This window comes from Shimazuella alba, from assembly GCF_009831235.1.
GTDB lineage: Bacteria > Bacillota > Bacilli > Thermoactinomycetales > Thermoactinomycetaceae > Shimazuella > Shimazuella alba.
Map to the genome: position 1 here is coordinate 303814 of NZ_WUUL01000003.1, position 21807 is coordinate 325620.

17 protein-coding genes are annotated in these 21807 nt (G+C 41.1%); 9 read left to right on the plus strand and 8 right to left on the minus strand.

Annotated elements, in window-relative coordinates; all coding sequences use genetic code 11:
* Positions 1-7: 7 nt before the first annotated feature.
* On the minus strand, positions 8-1066 hold the full coding sequence (locus GSM42_RS06415; protein WP_160800716.1) for a permease: 1059 nt from the start codon (positions 1064-1066) through the stop codon (positions 8-10).
* Between the two features lie 303 nt (positions 1067-1369).
* Between GSM42_RS06415 and GSM42_RS06420 the strand changes: the two genes are divergently transcribed.
* The 4 genes from GSM42_RS06420 (at position 1370) to GSM42_RS06435 (ending at position 5082) form a co-directional block, all read left to right on the plus strand.
* Positions 1370-2320, plus strand: coding sequence for a metal ABC transporter substrate-binding protein (locus GSM42_RS06420; RefSeq protein WP_160800717.1), 951 nt, complete (start codon positions 1370-1372; stop codon positions 2318-2320).
* Positions 2321-2407: 87 nt separating this feature from the next.
* Positions 2408-3157, plus strand: a complete 750-nt coding sequence (locus GSM42_RS06425; protein ID WP_160800718.1) for an ABC transporter ATP-binding protein — start codon at positions 2408-2410, stop codon at positions 3155-3157.
* The gene (locus GSM42_RS06430) at positions 3144-3485 is read left to right on the plus strand and encodes a hypothetical protein (protein WP_160800719.1); all 342 of its coding nucleotides are present in this window, start codon (positions 3144-3146) and stop codon (positions 3483-3485) included. The genes GSM42_RS06425 and GSM42_RS06430 overlap by 14 nt, the downstream gene beginning before the upstream one ends.
* 886 nt (positions 3486-4371) lie before the next feature.
* Positions 4372-5082: a CAP domain-containing protein gene (locus GSM42_RS06435; protein ID WP_160800720.1), complete on the plus strand. Its 711-nt coding sequence runs from the start codon at positions 4372-4374 to the stop codon at positions 5080-5082.
* Positions 5083-5284: 202 nt separating this feature from the next.
* Here GSM42_RS06435 and GSM42_RS20350 read toward each other — a convergent pair whose 3' ends face one another.
* The 3 genes from GSM42_RS20350 to GSM42_RS06450 are packed head-to-tail and all read right to left on the minus strand — an operon-like array spanning position 5285 to position 9094.
* The gene (locus GSM42_RS20350; protein ID WP_202404811.1) at positions 5285-5521 is read right to left on the minus strand and encodes a hypothetical protein; all 237 of its coding nucleotides are present in this window, start codon (positions 5519-5521) and stop codon (positions 5285-5287) included.
* Between the two features lie 31 nt (positions 5522-5552).
* A complete protein-coding gene (gene dapF, locus GSM42_RS06445; protein WP_160800721.1) occupies positions 5553-6407 on the minus strand; it encodes a diaminopimelate epimerase in 855 nt (284 codons plus the stop codon).
* 14 nt (positions 6408-6421) lie between these two features.
* Positions 6422-9094, minus strand: a complete 2673-nt coding sequence (locus tag GSM42_RS06450) for a calcium-translocating P-type ATPase, SERCA-type (protein ID WP_160800722.1) — start codon at positions 9092-9094, stop codon at positions 6422-6424.
* Positions 9095-9219: 125 nt separating this feature from the next.
* Here GSM42_RS06450 and GSM42_RS06455 point away from each other — a divergent pair, with 125 nt between their 5' ends.
* The gene (locus tag GSM42_RS06455) at positions 9220-10929 is read left to right on the plus strand and encodes an Rqc2 family fibronectin-binding protein (RefSeq protein WP_160800723.1); all 1710 of its coding nucleotides are present in this window, start codon (positions 9220-9222) and stop codon (positions 10927-10929) included.
* A 714-nt stretch (positions 10930-11643) separates the two neighbouring features.
* Positions 11644-12570, plus strand: coding sequence for an EamA family transporter RarD (gene rarD, locus GSM42_RS06460; protein WP_160800724.1), 927 nt, complete (start codon positions 11644-11646; stop codon positions 12568-12570).
* Between the two features lie 47 nt (positions 12571-12617).
* Here the strand turns inward: rarD and GSM42_RS06465 are convergent, their stop codons facing one another.
* Entirely contained in the window at positions 12618-13376 is a 759-nt protein-coding gene (locus GSM42_RS06465; RefSeq protein WP_160800725.1) for an MBL fold metallo-hydrolase, read from the minus strand.
* A gap of 78 nt (positions 13377-13454) precedes the next feature.
* On the minus strand, positions 13455-14132 hold the full coding sequence (locus GSM42_RS06470) for an endonuclease V (protein WP_160800726.1): 678 nt from the start codon (positions 14130-14132) through the stop codon (positions 13455-13457).
* Between the two features lie 252 nt (positions 14133-14384).
* Here GSM42_RS06470 and GSM42_RS06475 point away from each other — a divergent pair, with 252 nt between their 5' ends.
* Positions 14385-15431, plus strand: coding sequence for a hypothetical protein (locus tag GSM42_RS06475; protein ID WP_160800727.1), 1047 nt, complete (start codon positions 14385-14387; stop codon positions 15429-15431).
* Positions 15432-15507: 76 nt separating this feature from the next.
* Here GSM42_RS06475 and GSM42_RS06480 read toward each other — a convergent pair whose 3' ends face one another.
* Both GSM42_RS06480 and GSM42_RS06485 read right to left on the minus strand, forming a co-directional pair.
* Entirely contained in the window at positions 15508-17766 is a 2259-nt protein-coding gene (locus tag GSM42_RS06480; protein WP_160800728.1) for an immune inhibitor A domain-containing protein, read from the minus strand.
* Between the two features lie 171 nt (positions 17767-17937).
* Complete coding sequence (locus GSM42_RS06485) at positions 17938-19389, minus strand: hypothetical protein (protein WP_160800729.1); 1452 nt, start codon at positions 19387-19389, stop codon at positions 17938-17940.
* Between the two features lie 165 nt (positions 19390-19554).
* On the opposite strand from GSM42_RS06485, the gene GSM42_RS06490 reads away from it, so the two are divergent.
* Both GSM42_RS06490 and GSM42_RS06495 read left to right on the plus strand, forming a co-directional pair.
* A complete protein-coding gene (locus GSM42_RS06490) occupies positions 19555-20373 on the plus strand; it encodes a GntR family transcriptional regulator (RefSeq protein ID WP_160800730.1) in 819 nt (272 codons plus the stop codon).
* Between the two features lie 137 nt (positions 20374-20510).
* Positions 20511-21761: a hypothetical protein gene (locus tag GSM42_RS06495; RefSeq protein ID WP_160800731.1), complete on the plus strand. Its 1251-nt coding sequence runs from the start codon at positions 20511-20513 to the stop codon at positions 21759-21761.
* The last annotated feature ends 46 nt before the right edge of the window (positions 21762-21807 follow it).

Consider the following 21807-nt stretch of genomic DNA (forward strand, 5'->3'; position numbering starts at 1 on the left):
CTTTCTCTTATAGAAAACAAATAACCGATACGATCGTAAGCAAGGTCGTCCCACCCCAAAAGAACCATATAACGGAAGCACGAAAACTGCCTGCCATCATCAAAACATTTTTCAAATCCATCATGGGACCGTAGACGAGGAATGCAAAAAGTGGAGCTGTTCCCATTGCATTTCGGAAAGATGCTGCAATAAAGGCATCAGAAGAAGAACAAATCGATAATCCAAAAGCTAATCCCATCATGACAATAATCGCAATCCATTCATGTGAGGCCATGGATTTCATAGCAGCAAAGCCAACAAAAGTTTGGAAAACAGACGCCAAAAAAGCACCTAAAATAAAATATTTGGTCATATTCATAAACTCGAAAATTGAATGGTACAACGCATGATTTAGTTTGTCTTTCCACTTGGGAGTATCATGCTTTGTATGATGTTCCCTATGATCCGAACAACAATGGTCGTCCATTTCATCTGATTCGCAGGTATGGGAATTATTCCGCAGCACCTCCCTGTTTCGAAAGAACAGAAAAAAGAGAAAACCCATTACTACTGCAATACCTGCCCCTAATGATAACCGAGTAAGCGTTATTCCCCAATCATCTCCAAAAGCAATATAAGTGGAAATGATCGTGACAGGGTTTACGATGGGAGCAGCGAGTAAAAATGTAAACGCAGTATAAACAGGCAACTTTTTTTCAATCAATCGCCTTGCAATCGGGACAATTCCACATTCACAAATTGGCAAGATCAAACCAAACAATGTAGCCATGGGAATCGATAGAAACGGGTTTTTGGGGGTTAATTTCCACAGTGTATTCTCATTTACAAATTCATGAATCAAACTGGAAACTAACACACCAATTAGGATGAAAGGCAATCCTTCTAAGAAAATACTCAAAAAGATCGTAGCTAAATTTTGCAGTTTCCCATAAGAAACAAAAGAACTCAACCAGCTGACATCCCATTCAAATCGAAGGAAAGAATCCGAACTAAAGAAAACAACGAGAGTCATGAACAAAAATACCAATAAAATCTCTACATAAAAGTTTTTTAATAAACGAAGCATGTATCCTCCTCCTGCTTTTCTCCTTTAACATATTTTCTCTTATTAATCTATGTATTGTCCTCCTCTTATATCGTAATCATTCCATATTGTAAACCTTTTTACCGCTTATTTCCGTTAATTGACATGCAATTGTTAGAAAAAACAAAGAAGATAACCTAAATATGAATTTATCAAATCGATATACGAATAATATATTATTAAATTTAAATGAAAAATAGATAGACAAACAAGTCATATATCGATACAATATTTCTGGAGATGTAAATAAGAATAATTACGATTTAAAAAGGAGTATATAGCATCATGAAAAATTGGAGTATCATCAGCATATTTTTATTTGTTTTTATTTTTCTCACTGCTTGCAGCGAAACCAGTAATAGTTTGGAAAAAACAGATAACAAGCAGCAAAAATTAGTTATTTACACCAGTATGTACCCATTAGCTTTTTTTGCAGAAAAAATTGGCGGAAATCTGGTAACTGTTCATAATCTAACACCTACAGGTGTTGAACCACATGATTATGAACCAACACAAAAAGATCTTATCAACCTAAATAAATCAGATATATTCATTTATAATGGAGCAGGTTTAGAAGGTTGGGTAGATAAAGTAAAAACAAATATCAATACTGAGCAAACGCTGCTCGTTGAATCTACGAAAAACATAAAGTTACTTACAGCAACCGAAGAAGAGGAAGAAGACCACCATCATCACGAAGGAAACCATACAGAAAACGTGGACCCACATGTATGGCTTGACCCATCGCTCGCGAAAAAACAAGCAGAAAATATAAAACAGGCTTTGATTCAAAAAGACCCAAAACATAAAACTCTTTATGAACAAAATTATCAAAAACTGGCAAAACGTCTGGACCAATTGGATCAGTCTTATCAATCTGTCCTCTCCCAAACTAAAAACAAAAATGTCCTCACTTCACATGCTGCCTTTCACTATTTGACTGAGCGATATGGTTTGAAACAAGTTGCCATTTCTGGGTTATCCCCTGATCAAGAACCAAGCCCAAAAAGGTTGAAAGAGATCATTCAATATGCAGAACAAAATAAGATTAAATATATATTCTTCGAAAAACTAGTCGATCCAAAAATAGCAAAGGTTGTAACCAATGAAATACATGCCACTGCATTAGTCTTAGATCCGTTAGAAGGATTAACACCAGATGAATTAAAAAAAGGGGAAGATTACTTCTCTATCTCCATGCGTAATTTAGAAAACCTGAAAATTGCTTTGCAGTAATACAAACCTGTTGCGAATATTTCTTTAATTTAGTAGTTTATATAGTAGCAAGTTAATCTCATTCCATTCCTCAACTGAAGGATTCAGATGTTTCACAACAGAAGGCCCGAACTAAAAAACAAACAGAAAAAGTTCACAAAGGGCAAAAAGGCAGTAGCACTCTCCTTGTCAGCGGACAAGTGGGCACTGGTCAAAGTCATCATCCTCACTGTGATCGAAGCGACATTTGCTGGTCTTCTGCCACTCGGTCAGAAGATGCTGCTGGAAAACCCGTCGATCTGGACAGCTACATGGGCTACTCTCTTCTCAGCAGCCCAAGTATTCTTCCTCATGGTATTCTTTAATATGAACGATACCCTTGGGGCAACAATGGAGAAGGCTTTGAATAAACGGGTCTTTCTCCAGATGAAGTTCATGTCCAAACGGTACCTGAATATGGTCAAAAATAACAATGGCCAAATGCACACCAGTATGACAGCGAGTTTGGTCCGGAATTTTGGAACCAATCTTTTCTCTGCTCTGAAAAGTGCAACCATCGTTTCTGCACAACTGATCGGCATCGCTCTAAGTTTTGGAATCGGAAAGTACTTTTGGCTGACCCTACTCGGACTTGCTTTCATGGCTGGTCTTGTCTTCTTTGCTTACAAGTGGAATAAGGGATTTAGTAAGCAAAGAAAGATGTTGGATGCACAGCAGAATAATCGGTTGGAGCTATATGCTGATCAGCTGGACGTACACCAAGCTGGGACTAGTGGTGTAATGTTCAATCTATTCGAAAAGGTGAGAGCGAGCCCTTTGCATGATTGGTCGCGGGGTGCTACAGATGATTCTGGGTGAGCTGGATATTCTTATTCTCGACGAACCGTTCGCTCACATCGACGTTGCTACTGGTAAAGAGATGTCAGAAATTCTCTCCTACCTTGCGAAGTCATATAACTGTGCCCTACTGATGATCAACCATGTGGATACCTTGGATCCACCCGAAGCAACAGCATACGTCTTTGGTGAATCTGGTAAAGGCATTGTGGAAATCGGGCGAGTCGATGTGCTTAGGCAATCTGATGACTCGCTGTATGTGCATACCCTTTTTGAGAAGACAGCACAGAACACAGTCATACCTCAACACCGATGGGATGAAATCGTCGCCATGACAAAAATCCGGTGAAATGGATTTCTTTCAAGATGTGAGGGGGTAGTCACCCTTATATTTTACTTGGCAATAAAAGTACGCCGGTTCTTTATGAACCGGCGTACTGAGTTTAACTTATTATGCAACTTCTTATAGTTCCTCTTTGTTATCTAATTTGTTCATTAGCAGAAAGGCTACAGATTTCTTTATTAAACTACGAAAAACAAAAGATAATATCTAACCTACATTTCCAAAAACACTTGAAAAGTAACTCCTCGGTCAATTGAATTCAAATATCTGCAATTTAAAGTCCTCCAAGACAAAATACAACATTTGAAAATGAAACCAACACAATGTTTAATGATTGGTGATTCTGTCACCACAAAAACGTCTGGAGTTCCATTTCTGAGGTATTCGAATACTTTCTTGGGAGCTAAAGGACTCTTTGATGCAGGAGCTGAAAACGTAATTTCTTATTACATTCCATTGCTGAGCGAGAAGTGATCAAGGAACACTTAGACCGGCTGATGTCGGTCGCTCCATTTAGCAGCTGTTCCTTCTACTTTGCTAAATTTCATTCAAGCTCCGCAAAGGATGCAAACAAATGAAACATCGACTGTGCTTTCATTCGACCAATCCATCGTAATATTTTGCTAAAGACTGTGAATGCTCCCTCGATTCAACAATTTTACAACTTGAATCAACAGGAGCACCCTAAAGTTCGGTTGATCTATATGCACTTTTTCTCTATTTTTTATTGCTTCTGCAAAGCCACTGAGTACCTCCTACATTTTTTGAGTAACGTATGATTACACACTCCATTACTTGCATCCTCTCTATTTCCTTAAATTAACATCTCTCTCCACAAAAATATCATATATACTGGTACACACATCAAAATCTTTTAGAAAAGAGGGATAGAATGCGATGGATTTTTGCGTTGATTATACCTGCACTCTTAGTGTTTCCTACTTTTGGACAAGCAGCAGGCGAATCAGCTACAGCAGCCAAAGCAATAAAAGTTAAGTCAATCAAGATTATCTTCCCAACCTCTATAACAAAAGAAAAGACAAAAACAATCAAGAAAAAAGTTACAACAAAAAAGGAAGACTCTAATAATACTGCAAATTCTACTAAATCGGATACATCAAAGAAAACAAATACATCAACTTCTAACTCATCTCAACCCACATCGGTTAAATCCACTAATGAATCAGTTTCTTCTACTCCATCTGCAACCGATTCCGGTATCTTAGCTGTAGAGCGTGAAGTCGTTCGATTGGTAAATGTAGAACGAGAGAAACAAGGTTTAAAACCATTGGAACTAGACAGTAAATTGAGCTCGATCGCCCGCAAAAAATCACAGGATATGAAAGACAAAAACTACTTTTCACACCAATCTCCAACTTATGGTTCTCCCTTTGAGATGTTGAAACAATTTGGTGTCTCTTACCAAACTGCTGGAGAAAATATTGCCGCAGGTCAGCGTTCTGCACAAGAAGTAGTTGATGGATGGATGAATAGCAAAGGTCACCGAGAAAATATATTAAACTCATCTTTTACTCGTATTGGTGTCGGTTATGTATCTGGTGGCAGCTATGGCAGCTACTGGACGCAACTTTTCACTGGATAAAATTTATTTAAAAACTCCCGCTGGTATCGTTTGATCACCAGTTGGGGAGTTTTTTATTTTAACAAATGAAACTGACACCACTTTCCGTGTTACGAAGCTAAAAATCAAACGATGGATACACTTTTTTTCTACATCCAAAATAAAAACTGCTTTAAACGACTGACTGGCTGTTCGAAGACAATCTAGGTTAGCTGTCACTGATTCAGCAGATAACAGTGGCAACGGTCTTCACACTGGTCCCAACTTCCGTTGAGGTTAGAATAGTTGAATCGAGCCGGTGGCGCAAGGAACCCTTACCATAGTGAACTTGCAGTTGTTTGATTTCACTTAACCGAGTTTCTGTATTAGTAGATAGACGAAGCATGATTTCACCTAAAGTCAAAACGTTACTCAAAGCTTGGTTGCCAAAAATGAAAAGAGAAGAGCTTTCCATTTTCAAGATGGAGTTCTTCTCTTTTTCCTTTTCAAGCTTATGTTGTCAGTTCCCCTGCAAACACAAATGATGCGGGTCCTGTCATATAGACATGATTGTTTTTTTCCTTCCAATCAATCATCAAGTCTCCGCCTAGCAGATGAATGGTTGCCTTTCGTGCTGCTTTTCCATTCAAATGACTTGCAACGAGTACGGCACAGGCACCTGAGCCACATGCCATCGTTTCCCCGACGCCGCGCTCCCATACCCGCATGGAAATCTCATCTGGTGAGTGGATATCGATAAATTCGATATTCGCTTTCTCGGGGAAAACTTCGTTTGTCTCGATTTTTGGACCTATGCCATTTACCAGAGCATCCGATAATGTATCTACCTCTATCACAGCATGAGGGTTCCCCATAGAAACAGCAGAAAATGCATATGCTTGTTCTTTGATGACAACTTGATCATAAATTGTTTCTCCTATGACAACCTGATCATGAATCGTTGGAGATTTCACAGGAATTTGTACCGGTTCAAGGATGGGTTCTCCCATGTCTACTTGCACTTGTTTTACAGTGCCTGCTTCTACTTGAAGAACAATAGATTGGATACCTCTTTTTGTTTCTACCATTATCTTCGTTTTTCTGTTATCTATTCGCTCGTAGTAGTATTTGGAAACACAGCGAACAGCATTGCCGCATTGCTGTGCTTCGGTTCCATCGGAGTTAAATATTCTCATCTGAAGGTCAGCCTGTTCAGAGGGTAAAATAAACACAAGCCCATCTGCTCCAACGCCTGTATGTCGATCACAGACTTTTTTTGCTAATTCTAGTACGTCATCTGGGAGTGTATCTTCCATATGAACAACAACAAAATCATTTCCCAAACCATGCATTTTATGAAATTTCATGATGTATTTCCTTTCTATTGTGGCAATGCTCTTCTTATCGGTTTTCGTAACTGATCCAATAAACCTGCTAGAATAACAGGTAAAGTGGATGTAACAATGATCAACAGCCATTCATGCAGTCGAAGTGGTACCGTATGGAAAATAGGTTGCAGTGGTGGATAATAAATCACCACAAGTAATAAGAAAACAGAGATAATCACGGCAAAACAGAGTGTCAGATTAGAAAGCGGGTTTCGTTCAAAAATAGTCCCCGTCGATCTACAGTCAAATACATAGATTAATTGCGCGAAAACGAGTGTAGTAAATGCTACTGTCTGGGCGAGCATCAATTGTCCACCTTCTTGATACGTAACCCAAAATGCAAGCAGAGAACACAGGCCTATCAATAATCCACGTGTTACAATTTTCCATCCTACACGACGAGCAAATATATTTTCCCTGCTATCACGAGGAGCTCGCGACATGGTATCTTCTTCTGCTGGGTCTACCCCTAAAGCCATCGCTGGCAGTCCATCTGTTACTAAGTTTACCCATAAGATTTGTATGGGGATAAGTGGTAGAGGAAGTCCCGCCAACATAGCGAAAAACATAACCAAGATTTCCCCAACATTACTCGCTAGTAAATAACTGATAAACTTTTGTATATTATCATAGATGTGACGTCCTTCTTCAATAGCAGAAACAATAGTGGAAAAATTATCATTGGCAAGAATCAGCGATGATGCTTCCTTGGATACATCTGTACCTGTTTTTCCCATCGCAATCCCGATATCTGCTGCTTTGATGGCTGGAGCATCATTGACCCCATCCCCTGTCATGGCTACAACATGCCCTTTTTGTTGCAGAGCTGAAACTATTTTCAACTTATGTTCTGGTGAAACACGCGCATACACATCAATTTTTTCCACTTGTTGTTGAAATTCGCTATCTTCCATATTGTAGATATCTCGTCCTGTCACTGTCAAACCATTTGGTCGCTTGATTCCAAGTTGAATCGCTATTGCCTCAGCAGTTGCCTGGTGATCTCCTGTGATCATAACTGTCCGTATGCCCGCTTTTCGACAAAGTCTAATTGCTTCTCTGACTTCTTTACGCGGTGGATCTATCATACCAGTTAAGCCAACAAATACTAAATTCCGCTCCAACTGGGCTTCGGATTGTGTTTGGATAGAGCCTGTTAATTCTCGATATGCAAAAGCAAGATTCCGCAAGGCATTGGATGCTAAATTTTCGTTTTGATTTAGTAATTGCTGGCGTATTTTCGCTGTCATTGGTTCTATTCGCCCATTTTGATAAATATGGGTACAATCTCGAATTAAAACATCTGGTGCACCTTTGACCAAGAGCTTTTTTTGCTTTTTCATATCTTCTACCACGACAGACATCATTTTTCTTTCGGAATCAAATGGATGCTCTTTTATTTTTACCAAGCTACCCTCTAATCCGTTTTTGGTGACACCACCATGTGCTCCCATCACCAACAGTGCACCCTCTGTTGGGTCGCCTTCATAACTTACTTTCTTCCCTTTTTGTACTAATGTAGCATTGTTACAAAAAACTGCAATTTCTAAAAGCTGCTTCACCATAGGATTCTGAAAGGATCGAAGTTCTTTTTTCTCATCTGATAGTGTAATAAGCTGTTGGTCCGTGTAAATATGGGTAACTGTCATTTTATTTTCTGTTAACGTTCCTGTTTTATCAGAGCAAATAACTGATGCACAGCCGAGCGTTTCAACAGATGGTAACTTTCGAACAATCGCCTGTCGCTTTATCATTCGCTGCACACCTAGTGCTAAAGCAATAGTGACAATTGCTGGCAATCCTTCTGGAATGGCGGCAACAGCAAGACTAACCCCTGCGAGAAACATTTTGTATAAATCTTGACCATGCATGACACCTGTAATCACAACCAATGCTGTTAAAAAAAGCGCTACAACAATTAAGATTTTCCCGAGTTGTTCCAAACGTCTCTGTAATGGTGTTACGTTTTGCTCTGTACTTTGAATCAAATGAGCGATTCTGCCCATTTCTGTATCCATTCCTGTGTTTACTACAATTCCTACCCCAGAACCTTTCACTACCATCGTACCCATAAAACTCATATTTCGATAATCAGCTAATGTCAGCTCTCTATGTAATAATGGTTCCACTATTTTCTCCACTGATAGAGATTCCCCTGTCAAAGCGGATTCTTCTATCATCAATCCAGTAGCGGTCATCCATCGTAAATCGGCAGGGATGCGATCTCCACTAGCTAGTGACACCATATCACCTGGCACAAGAAGTGCTGCATCTATACGTTTCCATACTCCATCACGAAATACTTTTGCCATTGGAGCTGATAATTTTTTCAAAGCAGATAACGAACGCTCCGCTTTTACTTCTTGAACAAATCCTAGAATAGAATTAAGCACAATAATGCTAAGAATAGCTATTGCATCCACGTACTCACCAAGCAGACCGGAGATCAGAGTTGCAACAAGCAAAATAAGCACCATAAAATCTTGAAATTGATTTAAGAACAATGCAACTAAAGATACCTTCTCTCCAGAAGTCAGCTGATTATTTCCGACCGTTGCTAGACGACTCTTCGCTTCTTTTTCCGTCAAACCAGTAGTTTTGTCTACCTGATAAAAATCTGCTACTTTCTCTGCTGTCCATTCTACAAAACGAGATGAATCCGTCATGTCTTTCCTCCTTGTCCCACAACCTTCTCTATTCATCTTATGCAGGACAAGCGCAGTTAGAAGTAAAGAATGGTTTTACAAACCGGGTTCATGTAAAATGAAAAACATAAGGGAGTGTAGGAAGAATGTCATTCGATGGAACCGTTACTCGTGCAGTAGTGCACGAATTACATAATGAATTAACAAGTGGACGGATTACAAAAATTTATCAACCGAGCCAGTGGGAAATAGTATTTACGATTCGAGCAAAGGGAAAGAATCACCGTTTGATGCTTTCTTGTCATCCTGTCTATGCCAGAGTCCATCTCACAACTGCTACTTATGAAAATCCAGCAGAACCCCCTATGTTCTGCATGTTGTTACGGAAACAATTAGAGGGCGGTATTATCGAACGGATTGAACAAGTAGAGATGGAGCGGATTATTCATTTATGGATGAAAGGAAAAAATGAACTCGGAGACATTGTAGAGCGAAAATTAGTAATTGAAGTCATGGGGCGTCACAGTAATATTATTTTGCTTGATCCAGCGACAGATAAGGTAATTGACGGATTGCGCCGAGTAGGCTTTCAAACAAGTCAATATCGACAAGTATTACCTGGAGTTACCTACCTGTCCCCACCTGACCAAGGAAAGAGTAATCCACTAACAGCCCAGCACGACAGCTTCATTGCTAGCTTGGATTACAATGCAGGGCAATTGTCCAGACAAATGGTTACCCAGTACATGGGTCTTGGTCCCTTACCAGCAGAAGAAATCCTCAGCAAAGCGAAGCTTGGAGATCGTCAGTCCCTCTGGGATTCCTTTTATCATTGGCAGCAAGATATGTTAGCCCATCATTATCAACCTGAAATTGTAATCAGTAAGAATCGGCCTCAGTTTGCTTCTATACCTTTGACACATCTAAAAGGAGACCATCGATCATTTGCGACGATGAGCTTATGTTTAGATGCCTTCTTTACAGATAAAGCAGAACGTGATCGTGTTGGTCAACAAACCCAAGCATTGGTTCAGAAACTACATAGAGAAGTAGAAAAAAACAAGCGAAAGATAAAGATATTGCAAAAAGAAATTGCAAACTCCTCCAAAGCGGAAACATCGCGGTTATACGGAGAATTACTGACTACTTATTTGCATCAAATCAAACGAGGAGATAAATCGGTTACAGTTGTTAATTACTACGATGAAACGGAAAAAGAAATAACCATACCACTGAACCCAACGCTTTCGCCAAATGAAAATGCACAGCGATACTTTAAAAAATACCAGAAATTAAAAGCCGGGAAACATTATAATGAGGAACAAATCCAGATTGCGATCGAAGAAAATCATTACTTAGAATCTGTACTATCCCAAATTGCTTTGGCAAATCTAGCAGAAATTGAACAGATACGTGAGGAGCTGACAGAAGAAGGATGGATCAAAAAACAAATAAGAAAAGGCAGACAGAAATCTTCTCAACCTACTCCCTCTACTTATACAGCAAGTGACGGCACTACGATATTAGTTGGCAAAAACAACAAACAAAATGATAGACTCACACATCAAGTAGCTAAAAAAACAGATACTTGGCTTCACACCAAAGATATTCCTGGTTCCCATGTCGTGATAAGATCTGATCACGTTTCCGAAAATACCTTAATAGAAGCTGCGATGCTAGCTGCTTACTATAGCAAAGCAAGGGAATCGAGTCAGGTTCCTGTAGACTACACGCTTGTAAAACATGTGAAAAAACCATCTGGTGCACGACCTGGATTTGTCATTTATGTGGAACAAAAAACACTATATGTAACTCCTGATGACCAAAAGGTAAAGCAAATATTGAACAACAAATAAAACAATACCCCTTTGCATATGAGAGGGGTATTTTTCTTTCACTTTAGTATGTAGATAATCGTCTGTGAAATTCTAACGATCCATGCCAAAAGCCCTATCAAAGCATATACTAATCTATCGTTGCAAAAACGAGTATAGTTTGATTCCATAGGCTTTGTTAAGCCCATGCATTATTCCTTTTCGAAGAAAAGAAATTTGCTTTTGAAATGTCAGTATCAAGAAAATAACGAACCAAGTGATGGGAAAATAGATACTATACGTCTTTAAGGCACTTTCAAAATCATCCAAAGATTCGTATGGCAACAACCATCGCAAAGATGAAGCTGGTGACCAGATTTTGTCCGGTTTTCTTAAACATTTTTATTTCTCCTGAGACCGATGCATTATTCGTATCAAAAGCGCAGATGTAAGTGGAGGCAGTGCCCGTTGTGTTTTTCAACAACAGAACCTTATAACGCTATATAAACCATGAATGAAATAAAATAATTTGTAAAATGTGTATGAATGTAAAAAATAAGAAACTCCTTCCATTAGCAAAATACTTATTCTTCATAGTTCACACATATTTCGTATATAAAATCATTATATACTATTTAGTATATAATGATTTTTACATATGATAGGATTATTTAGTATAGTATATATAGAAATATAAATCCACTTTATATTTACAATGATTTCTATTTAGAATATCGTAGAAAAGAGGATACAGCTATGTCATCACAGCAAAAAGATGATAGAGTCGGCATGTGGTATGCGACAGCCACTTTTATTTCCTGGGGAATATTGCCCATCTACTGGAACTCTATGAAACAAGTTCCTTCCTTGCAAATACTGGCACATCGTTTTGTCTGGTCTTTTATTTTTGTAGCCATTTTGATTACATTAAATAAACAATGGCCGCTTATCAAACAAGTTTTTTCCAATTTAACAACGGTTTTTTATATAGCTGGATGTGCCATTTTTATCAGTGCAAATTGGTTTATTTATATTTGGTCCGTTACCAACAACCATGTGATTGAGTGTAGTTTGGGATATTACATCAATCCACTGATAAGTATTGCATTTGGTATGATTTTTTTTAAAGAACGACTAAATAAGTGGCAAACTGTGTCGCTCTGTCTTGCATCTATTAGTGTTATTATTCTGACTATTCAATATGGACAGATACCTTGGATTTCTCTATCTCTTGCACTTTCCTTTGCTTTGTATGGTTTATTCAAAAAATTAGTACAAGCGGATGCGATGATTTCACTAGCTTTGGAAACCATGATTATGGCTCCCTTTGCCCTTATCTACTTGGCTTTCCTGGAGGCTAATGGAACTGGTGCTATTGCTCACGTATCTCCATTGGTTATGGTGCTGCTTATTTGTTCTGGTATTATCACTGCTCTGCCTTTGCTATGGTTTGCAATCGGTTCAAAACGAGTTTCTATGTTTACAATGGGATTTTTGCAATACATTGCCCCTAGTCTCAATCTTATTTTAGGAATTTTCTTCTTTCATGAGACCTTTACATCCATCGAATTTATTAGTTTTGGATTTATCTGGATAGCTCTTCTTATCTTTACATTTTCTCGTATGCGCTTATCCAAACCGATCATAAAAGAAAACAACTTAGTAGTGAAGGAGAATACGTAAAACCCCAGTTTTTTAACTGGGGTTTATTATATTTTTCTGCAAAGAAACTATCTATGAAATGAGAGACTTTCTCCATCTTGTGGCAAATGGAATCTATCAAACATATCCCTTTGTACCAGATAATCGCTGAGGTTTTTCCTCGTGAGTAAGCAATGGTTCCAAGCATCCATATGCGTCACGATAATATTGCTTTCTGGAGATGCTAGGCGCAGTTGTCTGATGTCTTCTGTATCCATGGTGATGGCACCACCAGTTAAAAATTGGGCAGCGCCCGCAAAAGCGACGATCACTTCTGGTCGATTTTCCTCTAATGCTTGTTCCACTTCTTCACACCAAATGCTGTCTCCAATAATATAAACAGATGGCTCTCCAGCTGCTTGTAAGATAAACCCAGAAACTGACCCCATTTGTTTTCCAATCTCTCCCCGTCCATGTTGCCCACTAGTGCGGGTAATCGCAATGCCTTCCCATGTATTCTGCTCTTGTATCACTTGTACTTGGGTAAAAGATGCTTCTTCCACTCTAGCTTTGTCTTCGGGTTGGCAAAAGAGTAATGTTTCTTTTGGGAGTAACGCTATTGCCGCATCATCAAAATGATCGCGATGAGTGTGAGTGAGCAGAATCGCATCCGGCTTCTTATACTCATTCAATTCTACGGATAACTCTACTAAAGGGTTTGCTTGTTGATTAGGAGTATGAGGGGTAGCTTCTACTTCCCCTTTTTTACTAAACATCGGATCTACTAAAAATTTTTTTCCGGCATATTCCATCCATAAGGTGGCATGTCGAATTAATTGTAGATTCACGTCAAGCACCCTTTCTTAGGAAAATATATTTAATCCAAATATTTTCCTAAATATAGCACAAGCTGCAGTTTAAAGCTATTATTCTAATAGTTCTCTACGGAGCTTGCGTGTCCAAATATCTGCTTGTCTGACTATCTCTGGTAGCCTACTTTCTTTTCCTACTTGTTCCATACTTAATCGGATCGCATCATCCAATGTCATCTGATTTCCAACGGACACATACACTGGCTTTACTTCCGTTTGCGTACGTACTACTGCCCCTATACATTCTCCTTTATCATAAATATATTGATAATCTCCTTGATCATTTCCCAACTCACCATGTGTTCCCAACAAATATGTTTTGGCAACACCAATCGTTGGTTTTTGCAAAAAGAAAGATGCATGAGTGGCAATCCCCATTCTTATTGGGTGAAGCATTCCATTTCCATCAAAGAAAACAACATCCGGTTCGATACTCAGTTTCTCCCATGCTCGTAAAATGAGTGGCAGTTCACGAAAAGCGAGCATTCCCGGAACATACGGCTCTTCTACGATATCCACATGATGTACGACTTCTTTTATTACTTTGGTTTGATGATCCATGATGAGGAGTACAGCTACTGCTTTGTCTTCGTGATAAGCAAGGTCTATGCCACAAATGACACGGGGTAAACCTTCATAGGAGACTTCTTTTATTTGTGATCTTAATTCTTCCTGTAGTTTGCTCTTATATTCAGATTTTATCGGAAAAGTATGTATGGAATAATGTTTCATGTTCCCTCCTAAGAAATATCATATAATCATTGTACCAAAAATAATAAGAATACAATCCTTTTAAATGGGAATTCAATTAAAAAACAGATCGATGTTTTTTAATATTATCGGAAAATAAATATATATTTAAAATGATGTGTCTAAAATAAAAATTCATATAATTTACTTATTTTTTTGTCTATTTTTATGATATATTTGGATTACACACATGCCAAGTAACTGGCATCACACACAGAGGAAAGGTACACCGTCATGGCCTCCAAGGCTTTCTGGAACTACGCTGAACTCCGCCCTCACATGGGTGCGTTCCCGGTTCCGGAGGAGTTCTCCACCTGGTACGAACTTCCCAACAATCTCGAGGAGGAACTCAGGAACTACCTGCCCAATGGCAAGGAGCTTGAGGCTCTCGAGTGGTCGAAGTTCGAGCGCGTGCTGAGCAGTGCTCTGTTCGCCGCTCATATGACCGTGCAGTACTCCAACCCCGCCTACCACAACCTCCGTCACTTCGTGGAGATCGTGGAGGCAGGCAAGGAACTGCTTGACGGCTACGAGGAGCTGACTTCGAATCGAGTTCCCAGGCTGTTCTCGTGGCTGTCTTCGAAGTCGGAGCATGCCACGAAGCTGATCTCGCGACTGTATGCGAAGCGTGCTCCCAAGAAGATCGACGACGCGATCAAGCAGGCATTCCTCTTCGCGCTCGCGTTCCATGACTGTGGTCACAGCGGGTGCACGTTCCGTAGCATGTCCACGGAGCCGGAGAAGCTGTTCCGTTCCGAGGAGGGCATGGACGTCTCCACCGAGTACGTCAGCATGATCGAGGCCGATGCGCAGGCCAAGCTGCTCGGGTTCAACCCGGCCGCTCGCCTCTTCATCAGCTACATCATCGCGAGTTCCACCTATGGTGTCGGCACCGAGGAGGGCAAGCGCATTGGGATTTCTCACATCGCACCCAAGGATCTCTTCGGTCGGTTCGTCATGCTGGCCGATGTCTGCCCGAAGAGCACCATGTCGGCTGCTGCGTTCGATGGCTCCGCCGTCAACGTCGCGGAAACCCCGGCCACTGGAAAGTCGAAGAACTTCGAGGCTCTGGTCAACGGTCAGTCCGGCTTCTACGGGTACATCGAGTCCAACATGGACAAGGTGGACGAACAGGCGGGGGTGCCGCTGACCCAGTACCTCGGGTGGCGTCGAGCACTCTCCAACAGCAAGAGTCGTGTCACCTCGATCGGTACCTCCACTATGGAGGGTGCCGTGAACGGTGCCATCTTCGAGTCCGTGTACCGCTCCTTCGCGGAGTAAAATATGTGATGTAATGTCGGTTTGCTGCCCCTCCCAATTCTCGAAAAGAGATGCAAGAGGGGCAGCAGTACTTTTATTATCTTTTTGATAACACAACTCTTACACTCCGCTTATCTTCACTCACTTTATCCACCCTGATCTGCAACCCATGCTTTGGCAAAACTTTCCCACCTGCCGGATTAAACGGACTACTATAATCATCCTGATCATCGAAGTTTGATATTCCTGCTTTTGACTTATACTTCATTGTTACATTTGGATAAACAACATGTATAGGAGAGGTGGGAATCACATGAAATGCAGCATCATTGACCTGATAGCGCGTCGAACCGACTTTTCCATCGCTCCAATAATGACCAACTTGATGTGCGTCTACTACTCCTAAAAATCCTTCTCCTGGATGTCGTCCTGTCTGATTGTCTTCACCATAGCTGCCATCATAGTACCAGACAAGCAACCCAGAATCATAGCTCAACATACTATCGTTTCGACGCAAATGGGCAAGACCTTGATCTATCCCGTTTTGTGTTCGCCACTCCAGCAGATAGTAATTTGGGTAAGCGATTGGGGAACCGTCAAAAAGTTGGAATCCTTCCTTTGAAAAAAAAGAAGAGCCTTCTGCATCATCTGAGAGAAGCAATTGGTTATTTGCGCTCACTTTGATATTGTCTACATAAAAACCTTCCTGAACTGCTCCTATATCGGTTACATAGCGAAACTCTAGTCGAATACGATGCCCAACAAATGCTGACAGATCAAGTGTTTTCTTTATCCATTTTTTATTGGTTGTGCCTGTATAAGAAGCTATTTGTTTTGGTTTCTCCTCTTCATCCACATACACTTGAAGATAGAGAAAATCATAACCAGCTTCGATATCGTACCAAGTATCAAAAGTAATCTCTGCCTTTTGTTTTTGTGTCAGATCAATCTGTGGTGAAATCAGTTTCGTACGAAGCATGTTTCCTTTGGTCGAATAATACGATTTTTTTCCTAATGGTTGTAAAGGAGGAGACACGATTTTTTTGGGTAAATTTATTTTTGTCATTTTTCCTTTTTTTGTATTTGCTACTGCTTCCTTGATTGATACTTGATGAACATTTTTCAGATCTGCAAGTTCGATCACGCTAGGAACAGACCAATTACCTCCATACAAACTAGCAAAGAACAGTTTATCCCATGGACTAAATCCTGATGGTTCTGTTCCTGGTATAACCCCAGTCCAACTTCCATACGACATCAGCGACCACGCTTCCACTGGTGAACCGGTCCCTGTGCCACTTGTATCATATTCATCTGGCAGTCCTAAATTATGGGCATATTCATGCGCAAAAACACCTGTTGCTCCGTCTTCTGGTTGGATAATGTAATCATAAGCTTTTAATGTCGTTCCAGGAATGGACACAGGTTCAGGTCCAATGACAGAGCGATGAGACCAGATCGCGTTGTCCCCTCCTCCTGCTTCTTCTCCTTTGCCTGCATGGACAACAAAAAGATTGTCGAGCAATCCATCTGCTTCCATCACATTGCCATCATCATCTAAATCGTAAGGATCACGCTGGTCATATAGCCTTTCTTTCCCTTTGATCCGACTTGCAACACCCGGCAAAGTTTCCATTACCAATTCCGTTGGCTTTACATCATTCTGCGTATAATCATCGGTTTTGTGATGTGCACCATAATAAGCAGCGTCATGCTTGGCAAGGCTCCAATCTGTAACCTCACCCGCTAAAGACCAAGATCCAGCAGATTGTTGCATATAGTATTGATTGGTGGTGATCAGCTTTTTTCCATTATGTAAGAAACCAGTCTTTCCAAAGATTAGTTGCTGGTAGTGGGAAGGGTTAAAATCTTTGACCCAAAAACTGCGGCTATCGGTTTGTGCGATCTGATTATGCCGTTGATCGTCAAACTCTATCAATGCAACTACCGCATTATCTTGATGCACTAAAGTAGGAAGTTTTGTTCGTTCGGAGAGGTGGTAGATTTTCTCAGTTGTTTTTTTAAAGAGGTTTTGTTGCTGGGAGTATACCCGTTTCCCAAATTCACTTGTAGTATCAATGCCATTTGTAAAGGGAAAAGGATTTTGCTTTAAGTTTAATTCGTTTTTGATGATTTTTTCGATTTGTTCAGAGGTAGCGGCTGCTTTCATTTTGCCGATTTTACGAAGATAGTTAATATAGCCTTCTTGATCGATTGACCCATAATCTATTCGTATATCGTCTTTTTCATTCTCTTCTTTTGCTTCTACTTTATGATCCAAAGAGAATAAAAAGTATGTGCAGGATAAAAAAATTAAAAATAATGGAAAAATTGTTTTACAACTTTTATTAAACATATATAGCCCACCTCAACATCTCATAACATGATCCATATCAAGAGAATTATAGCATATATTTCCATAAATTTTGAAATTAAGAGCACTTAAAGCAATGAATATATTCAAAGTAATCAATATAATAATGTGCGGCGGTGACAATATATTGTCACCGCCGCTGTACGGAAGAGATTATGAACGTGAAGAGAGCTTCTTATTGAGAGTCCTAAGAGCCTGATACTCGGAATTTACTGCCTCATCCCAGGCTGGATCTCTCCAGATCCGATCAGTCCTCCATGCTTCGAGGACTTTCTGCTGGGCATCGAGGGACGCCTCCAAATCTTTCAGAGGAACATCCAAGCCCATATCTCTGAAGTCAATCGAAGCTTGAAGAGATTCCAGACCAGCACCGAGAATATCCACTTCCTCCGGAATTCCCCGATAAAGCTCCTTCCAATTCTCCCATCCTTCTTCCCACTTTGTATAGTGAGTCCAAGCCATATCCCATGATTCCGTGGCTTGCTGTGCCGCTTTCCTTATCTCTGTAATAACCGACTTGAGAGACTCGATTTTCTGTTGAGTCTCGATATTGTTCATTTTCACCTGACTAATTGATTGCGGAAATCCAGACACCTCCTCAGAAATAACTTCCTGGAGTTGTCGGATTTTGCTTGCTACCTGCGCCGATGACTCCCATGCTTGGTCGGTCAGTTGCATGGTGATACGGACAGGTTCACGTTTTTCCAGCTCAGTCCAAGCCCTCCAAGCTATCTGCTGAGCATCTTCCATCTTGGCTACTAGTTCCTTGACCTGCTCAAATCCCTCTCGAGATTTGTAGGCCTGGAGGATCTGATTTTTCCAGGAGATTACTTTTTTAATGTTCTTCCAAGCCATTTGAGCAGACAATGCATAGCGGAGTTGCAGAGCATCCTCAACACTCTCCAGCGATGATTCGACCAATTCCACAAAATACTTCTGGAGTTCCTCAAGGGACATTTCCTGAAGTGCCGCTTGAAAGTCTACAGGCGCAACATCAACAATTTCCCAACTGTCAATGTCTCCGTAGAGGATCAGCTTTTCAACCGCCTTTTCGAGTTTCTCATACACCCGCCACATCACATCTGGCGAAACTTTACGAAGTCGCCCTGAGTTCCAGAGAACCGCGGTATTGAAATCGACCCTCATAAATTTCACATGAATGTAGCAATTGTAGTCTTGCTTGGCTCGAGACAGATTGGCGTATCGAGCTGGATCATTATCCCCAGCATCTGGCCAGAAGATAATAGAGTCTGACTCTCTAAGGACCTCTCCAAACCAATTTTGAGCCAAGTAATAAACTTCATCGGCTCTTTCTGGTGTAACTTCTACATCTCCACTCAGCTCTTCAGGTGAAAGATATCGATCAGCATCGACACTCACACACGTAAGACCATTCGGGTAGGTAATCGATACCAATGGTGGATTGGTATCGTTGAGTTGGTACAGACACCACATTTGGTCCTTCTCAGTTGTACTCTTCGCACCACCTGGAAGCCCGTGCAGACTAACGACGAGTCGCCTACCTACACTGAGCTTTAGAAGGCGCTCATCAGAAGGACTGTACAGTCGTTTTTCTTGCGGAAGGCTATTGAAATCTACAGCCATTGCTTTCTCTCTCTCTTTGAAAACAGTTGAACCTAAGCCTATTATATATAGGAATAAATTTAATTTTCCAGTAAAACTTACACTCTTTTTTGGATATATGCTAGAGACAGCTCACAAAAGGCTGTATAATAGTAATAAACATCCGCTAATCTACTAGGAGAAGTAATGGAACAGGAGATTTACAGCCAACTAGCAGAAAAGTTTGAGATAGAGATCAGTGAAGGCAGATGGTATCCTGGGATGATCCTACCATATGAAACTAAGTTGGTAGACCGTTTCGGCGTATCCCGTTCTACCATTGATCGAGTACTCGCCACTCTGGTAGAAAAAGGCATAGTTACCCGTAAAGACAGTCTGTATATTGTGGTCAGACAGAAGCCCACTCCAGAAAGTTCTTTGCGGGAGGAATTTCAAAAGGCAGAAGTACACCTTGATCTCCTCACTCTCACAGCCCAGAATACTTCTATCTTCCACATTTTGGGGGAAATCCTAGATGGAACGCTGCCTTGTCCTGACATGATCAAGGTCAGGATGTTGATGCCCAATCTGTCCCCTGATGGTAAGCTGCAAGAGTTGCCGCGTTCAGTAGACAACCCTGACGATAAACGACCACAACAGCGGCTTTATGGAATTCAGAGTCGTGCTGTGATGCGTCTCAGGGGGCAACTTGAGAGGCTGTCAGGAAAGTACCCAGTAAAAGTGGAACTAAAGATAAAGACAATTCCTTTCCCTCCACTCTTTAAGCTGTGTATCGTCAACAATCAAGTCGCTACCTTTGGCTTGTACCAAATTAGAGAGTCAGAAGCACCTTACGACGGGGATGAGATTAGGCTCCTTGATATGACCAACCAATCTTGGCAGATCTTGTCATTTGCGGCAGGTTCAGGGGATGAACGTGATCCTTTGTTCGTCAATATGGCCAACGCATTCTTCAACTCGATGTGGCTACTGTTTGCTGAGGATGCTACATCGCTAAATGAATAAGCGCTACGGAAACGTAGTGAAACGGGCTAGAGGACATCGTCCCTAGCCCGCGTGCGTTTTGTTGTACTTTTGCTAGCAGTTCCCACCTCCATCCCGTATAATTATCTTAAGCCTACGTCAAAAGAAAAGAGAATACCGTGGCTGAGCAAATCAAACATGCGAATCTTGATGTCCTTACTCGAAAGTGCGGGACCAAAGCGCTGACGATTGTTGTGTCTGGAAATTCCCATGGACTTCAAGAGTACGTGGACTCAACAGTTTGGTGCATCAACGATATGAACCAGTCTCATCCTGCTACCGTTCGATCGGTTTATGGCGGACCGCTGGAACATGTAACCATGGAGTTGTCTGAGCAAGCCCTCGATGAAGCATCAGAGGGTAAAGTTCTTGGAGAAATCTCCATGCGCTACATGCAGGAAGCAAGCTCCAATAAAATCATCATCATCAGCAATCCTTGGGGCAATACGCAACTCGCAGGACTGATCTCCAGCTACTCATCTTTCCACAATCGATATGTACACCAAGTACTTAGCGATTACCGGGAGTTGAGGCATGCCATTCTTGCGGAAGAGGCTTCTGGAGCGGATTATAAAGTTCTGGATAAATTCCGCAACAAGTGGCATGAAATTCGTGAATGCGGTGACAGTTTTGCTGAGGTTTTCCGAGACTCTCCTGTTTCCAAAGCCAGTGTACGTGAGTACTCTGTGGATGGGAACTTGGAGCTGCTTGTGAGTATCTCTTCGCGAGTAAGAGAAGCGATTCGGCTGCAAAACCCCTCCATGGTGGTAAAGCTCTACCCAGACCTCCTACAGCAACTCTTGAAGAAACAAAAGATTTTGGAAGTATGGGTTGGCTCTTCTGTCGGAATTGTTGAAGAACTGGAAAGTCTTGAAGCAGCTCGGCGAGAGGTCTGGGAGTTTTGGGGGTCGAGGAACTCACCCATCATCCTAGAGTTGCTTCAGTCTTTGGATTGGACAAATGGGCTTGTTCGAGACTTGCAATCTGCTGAAGAGACAGCCAAGTCTACGGTAGCTTTGGCTAGGGACAGAGTGTATTCAAGAAATCACGAAGTAAGCCCCCAAGAAGCTATCGATGCAGCAATGCAAGCTCTTCGCGACGTGAAAAACAAAGCAACTACCATCAGTACTTTCACGGAATCCACCTACACGAATTTGAAAAACAGCGAGGCGCCAGACAGTGAACGTCTCATGGATGAGACGTGGTCCCAGATCGAAGCTCCAGAGCAATTTGGGCATGTGATCACAAGTGATGTAAAAGACTACGTCGATCGTATAAGTTACAATGCCAAAAAACGTGCAGACAGAGCCCTTGCATATGTCACCACGGAAAAAACAGCACTCAAGTTGTTTAGTGGCCGTAAGAGGTGAGCTGTTTGCAGCAGCGGCGGTGATAGCCATCATTTATCACCGCCGC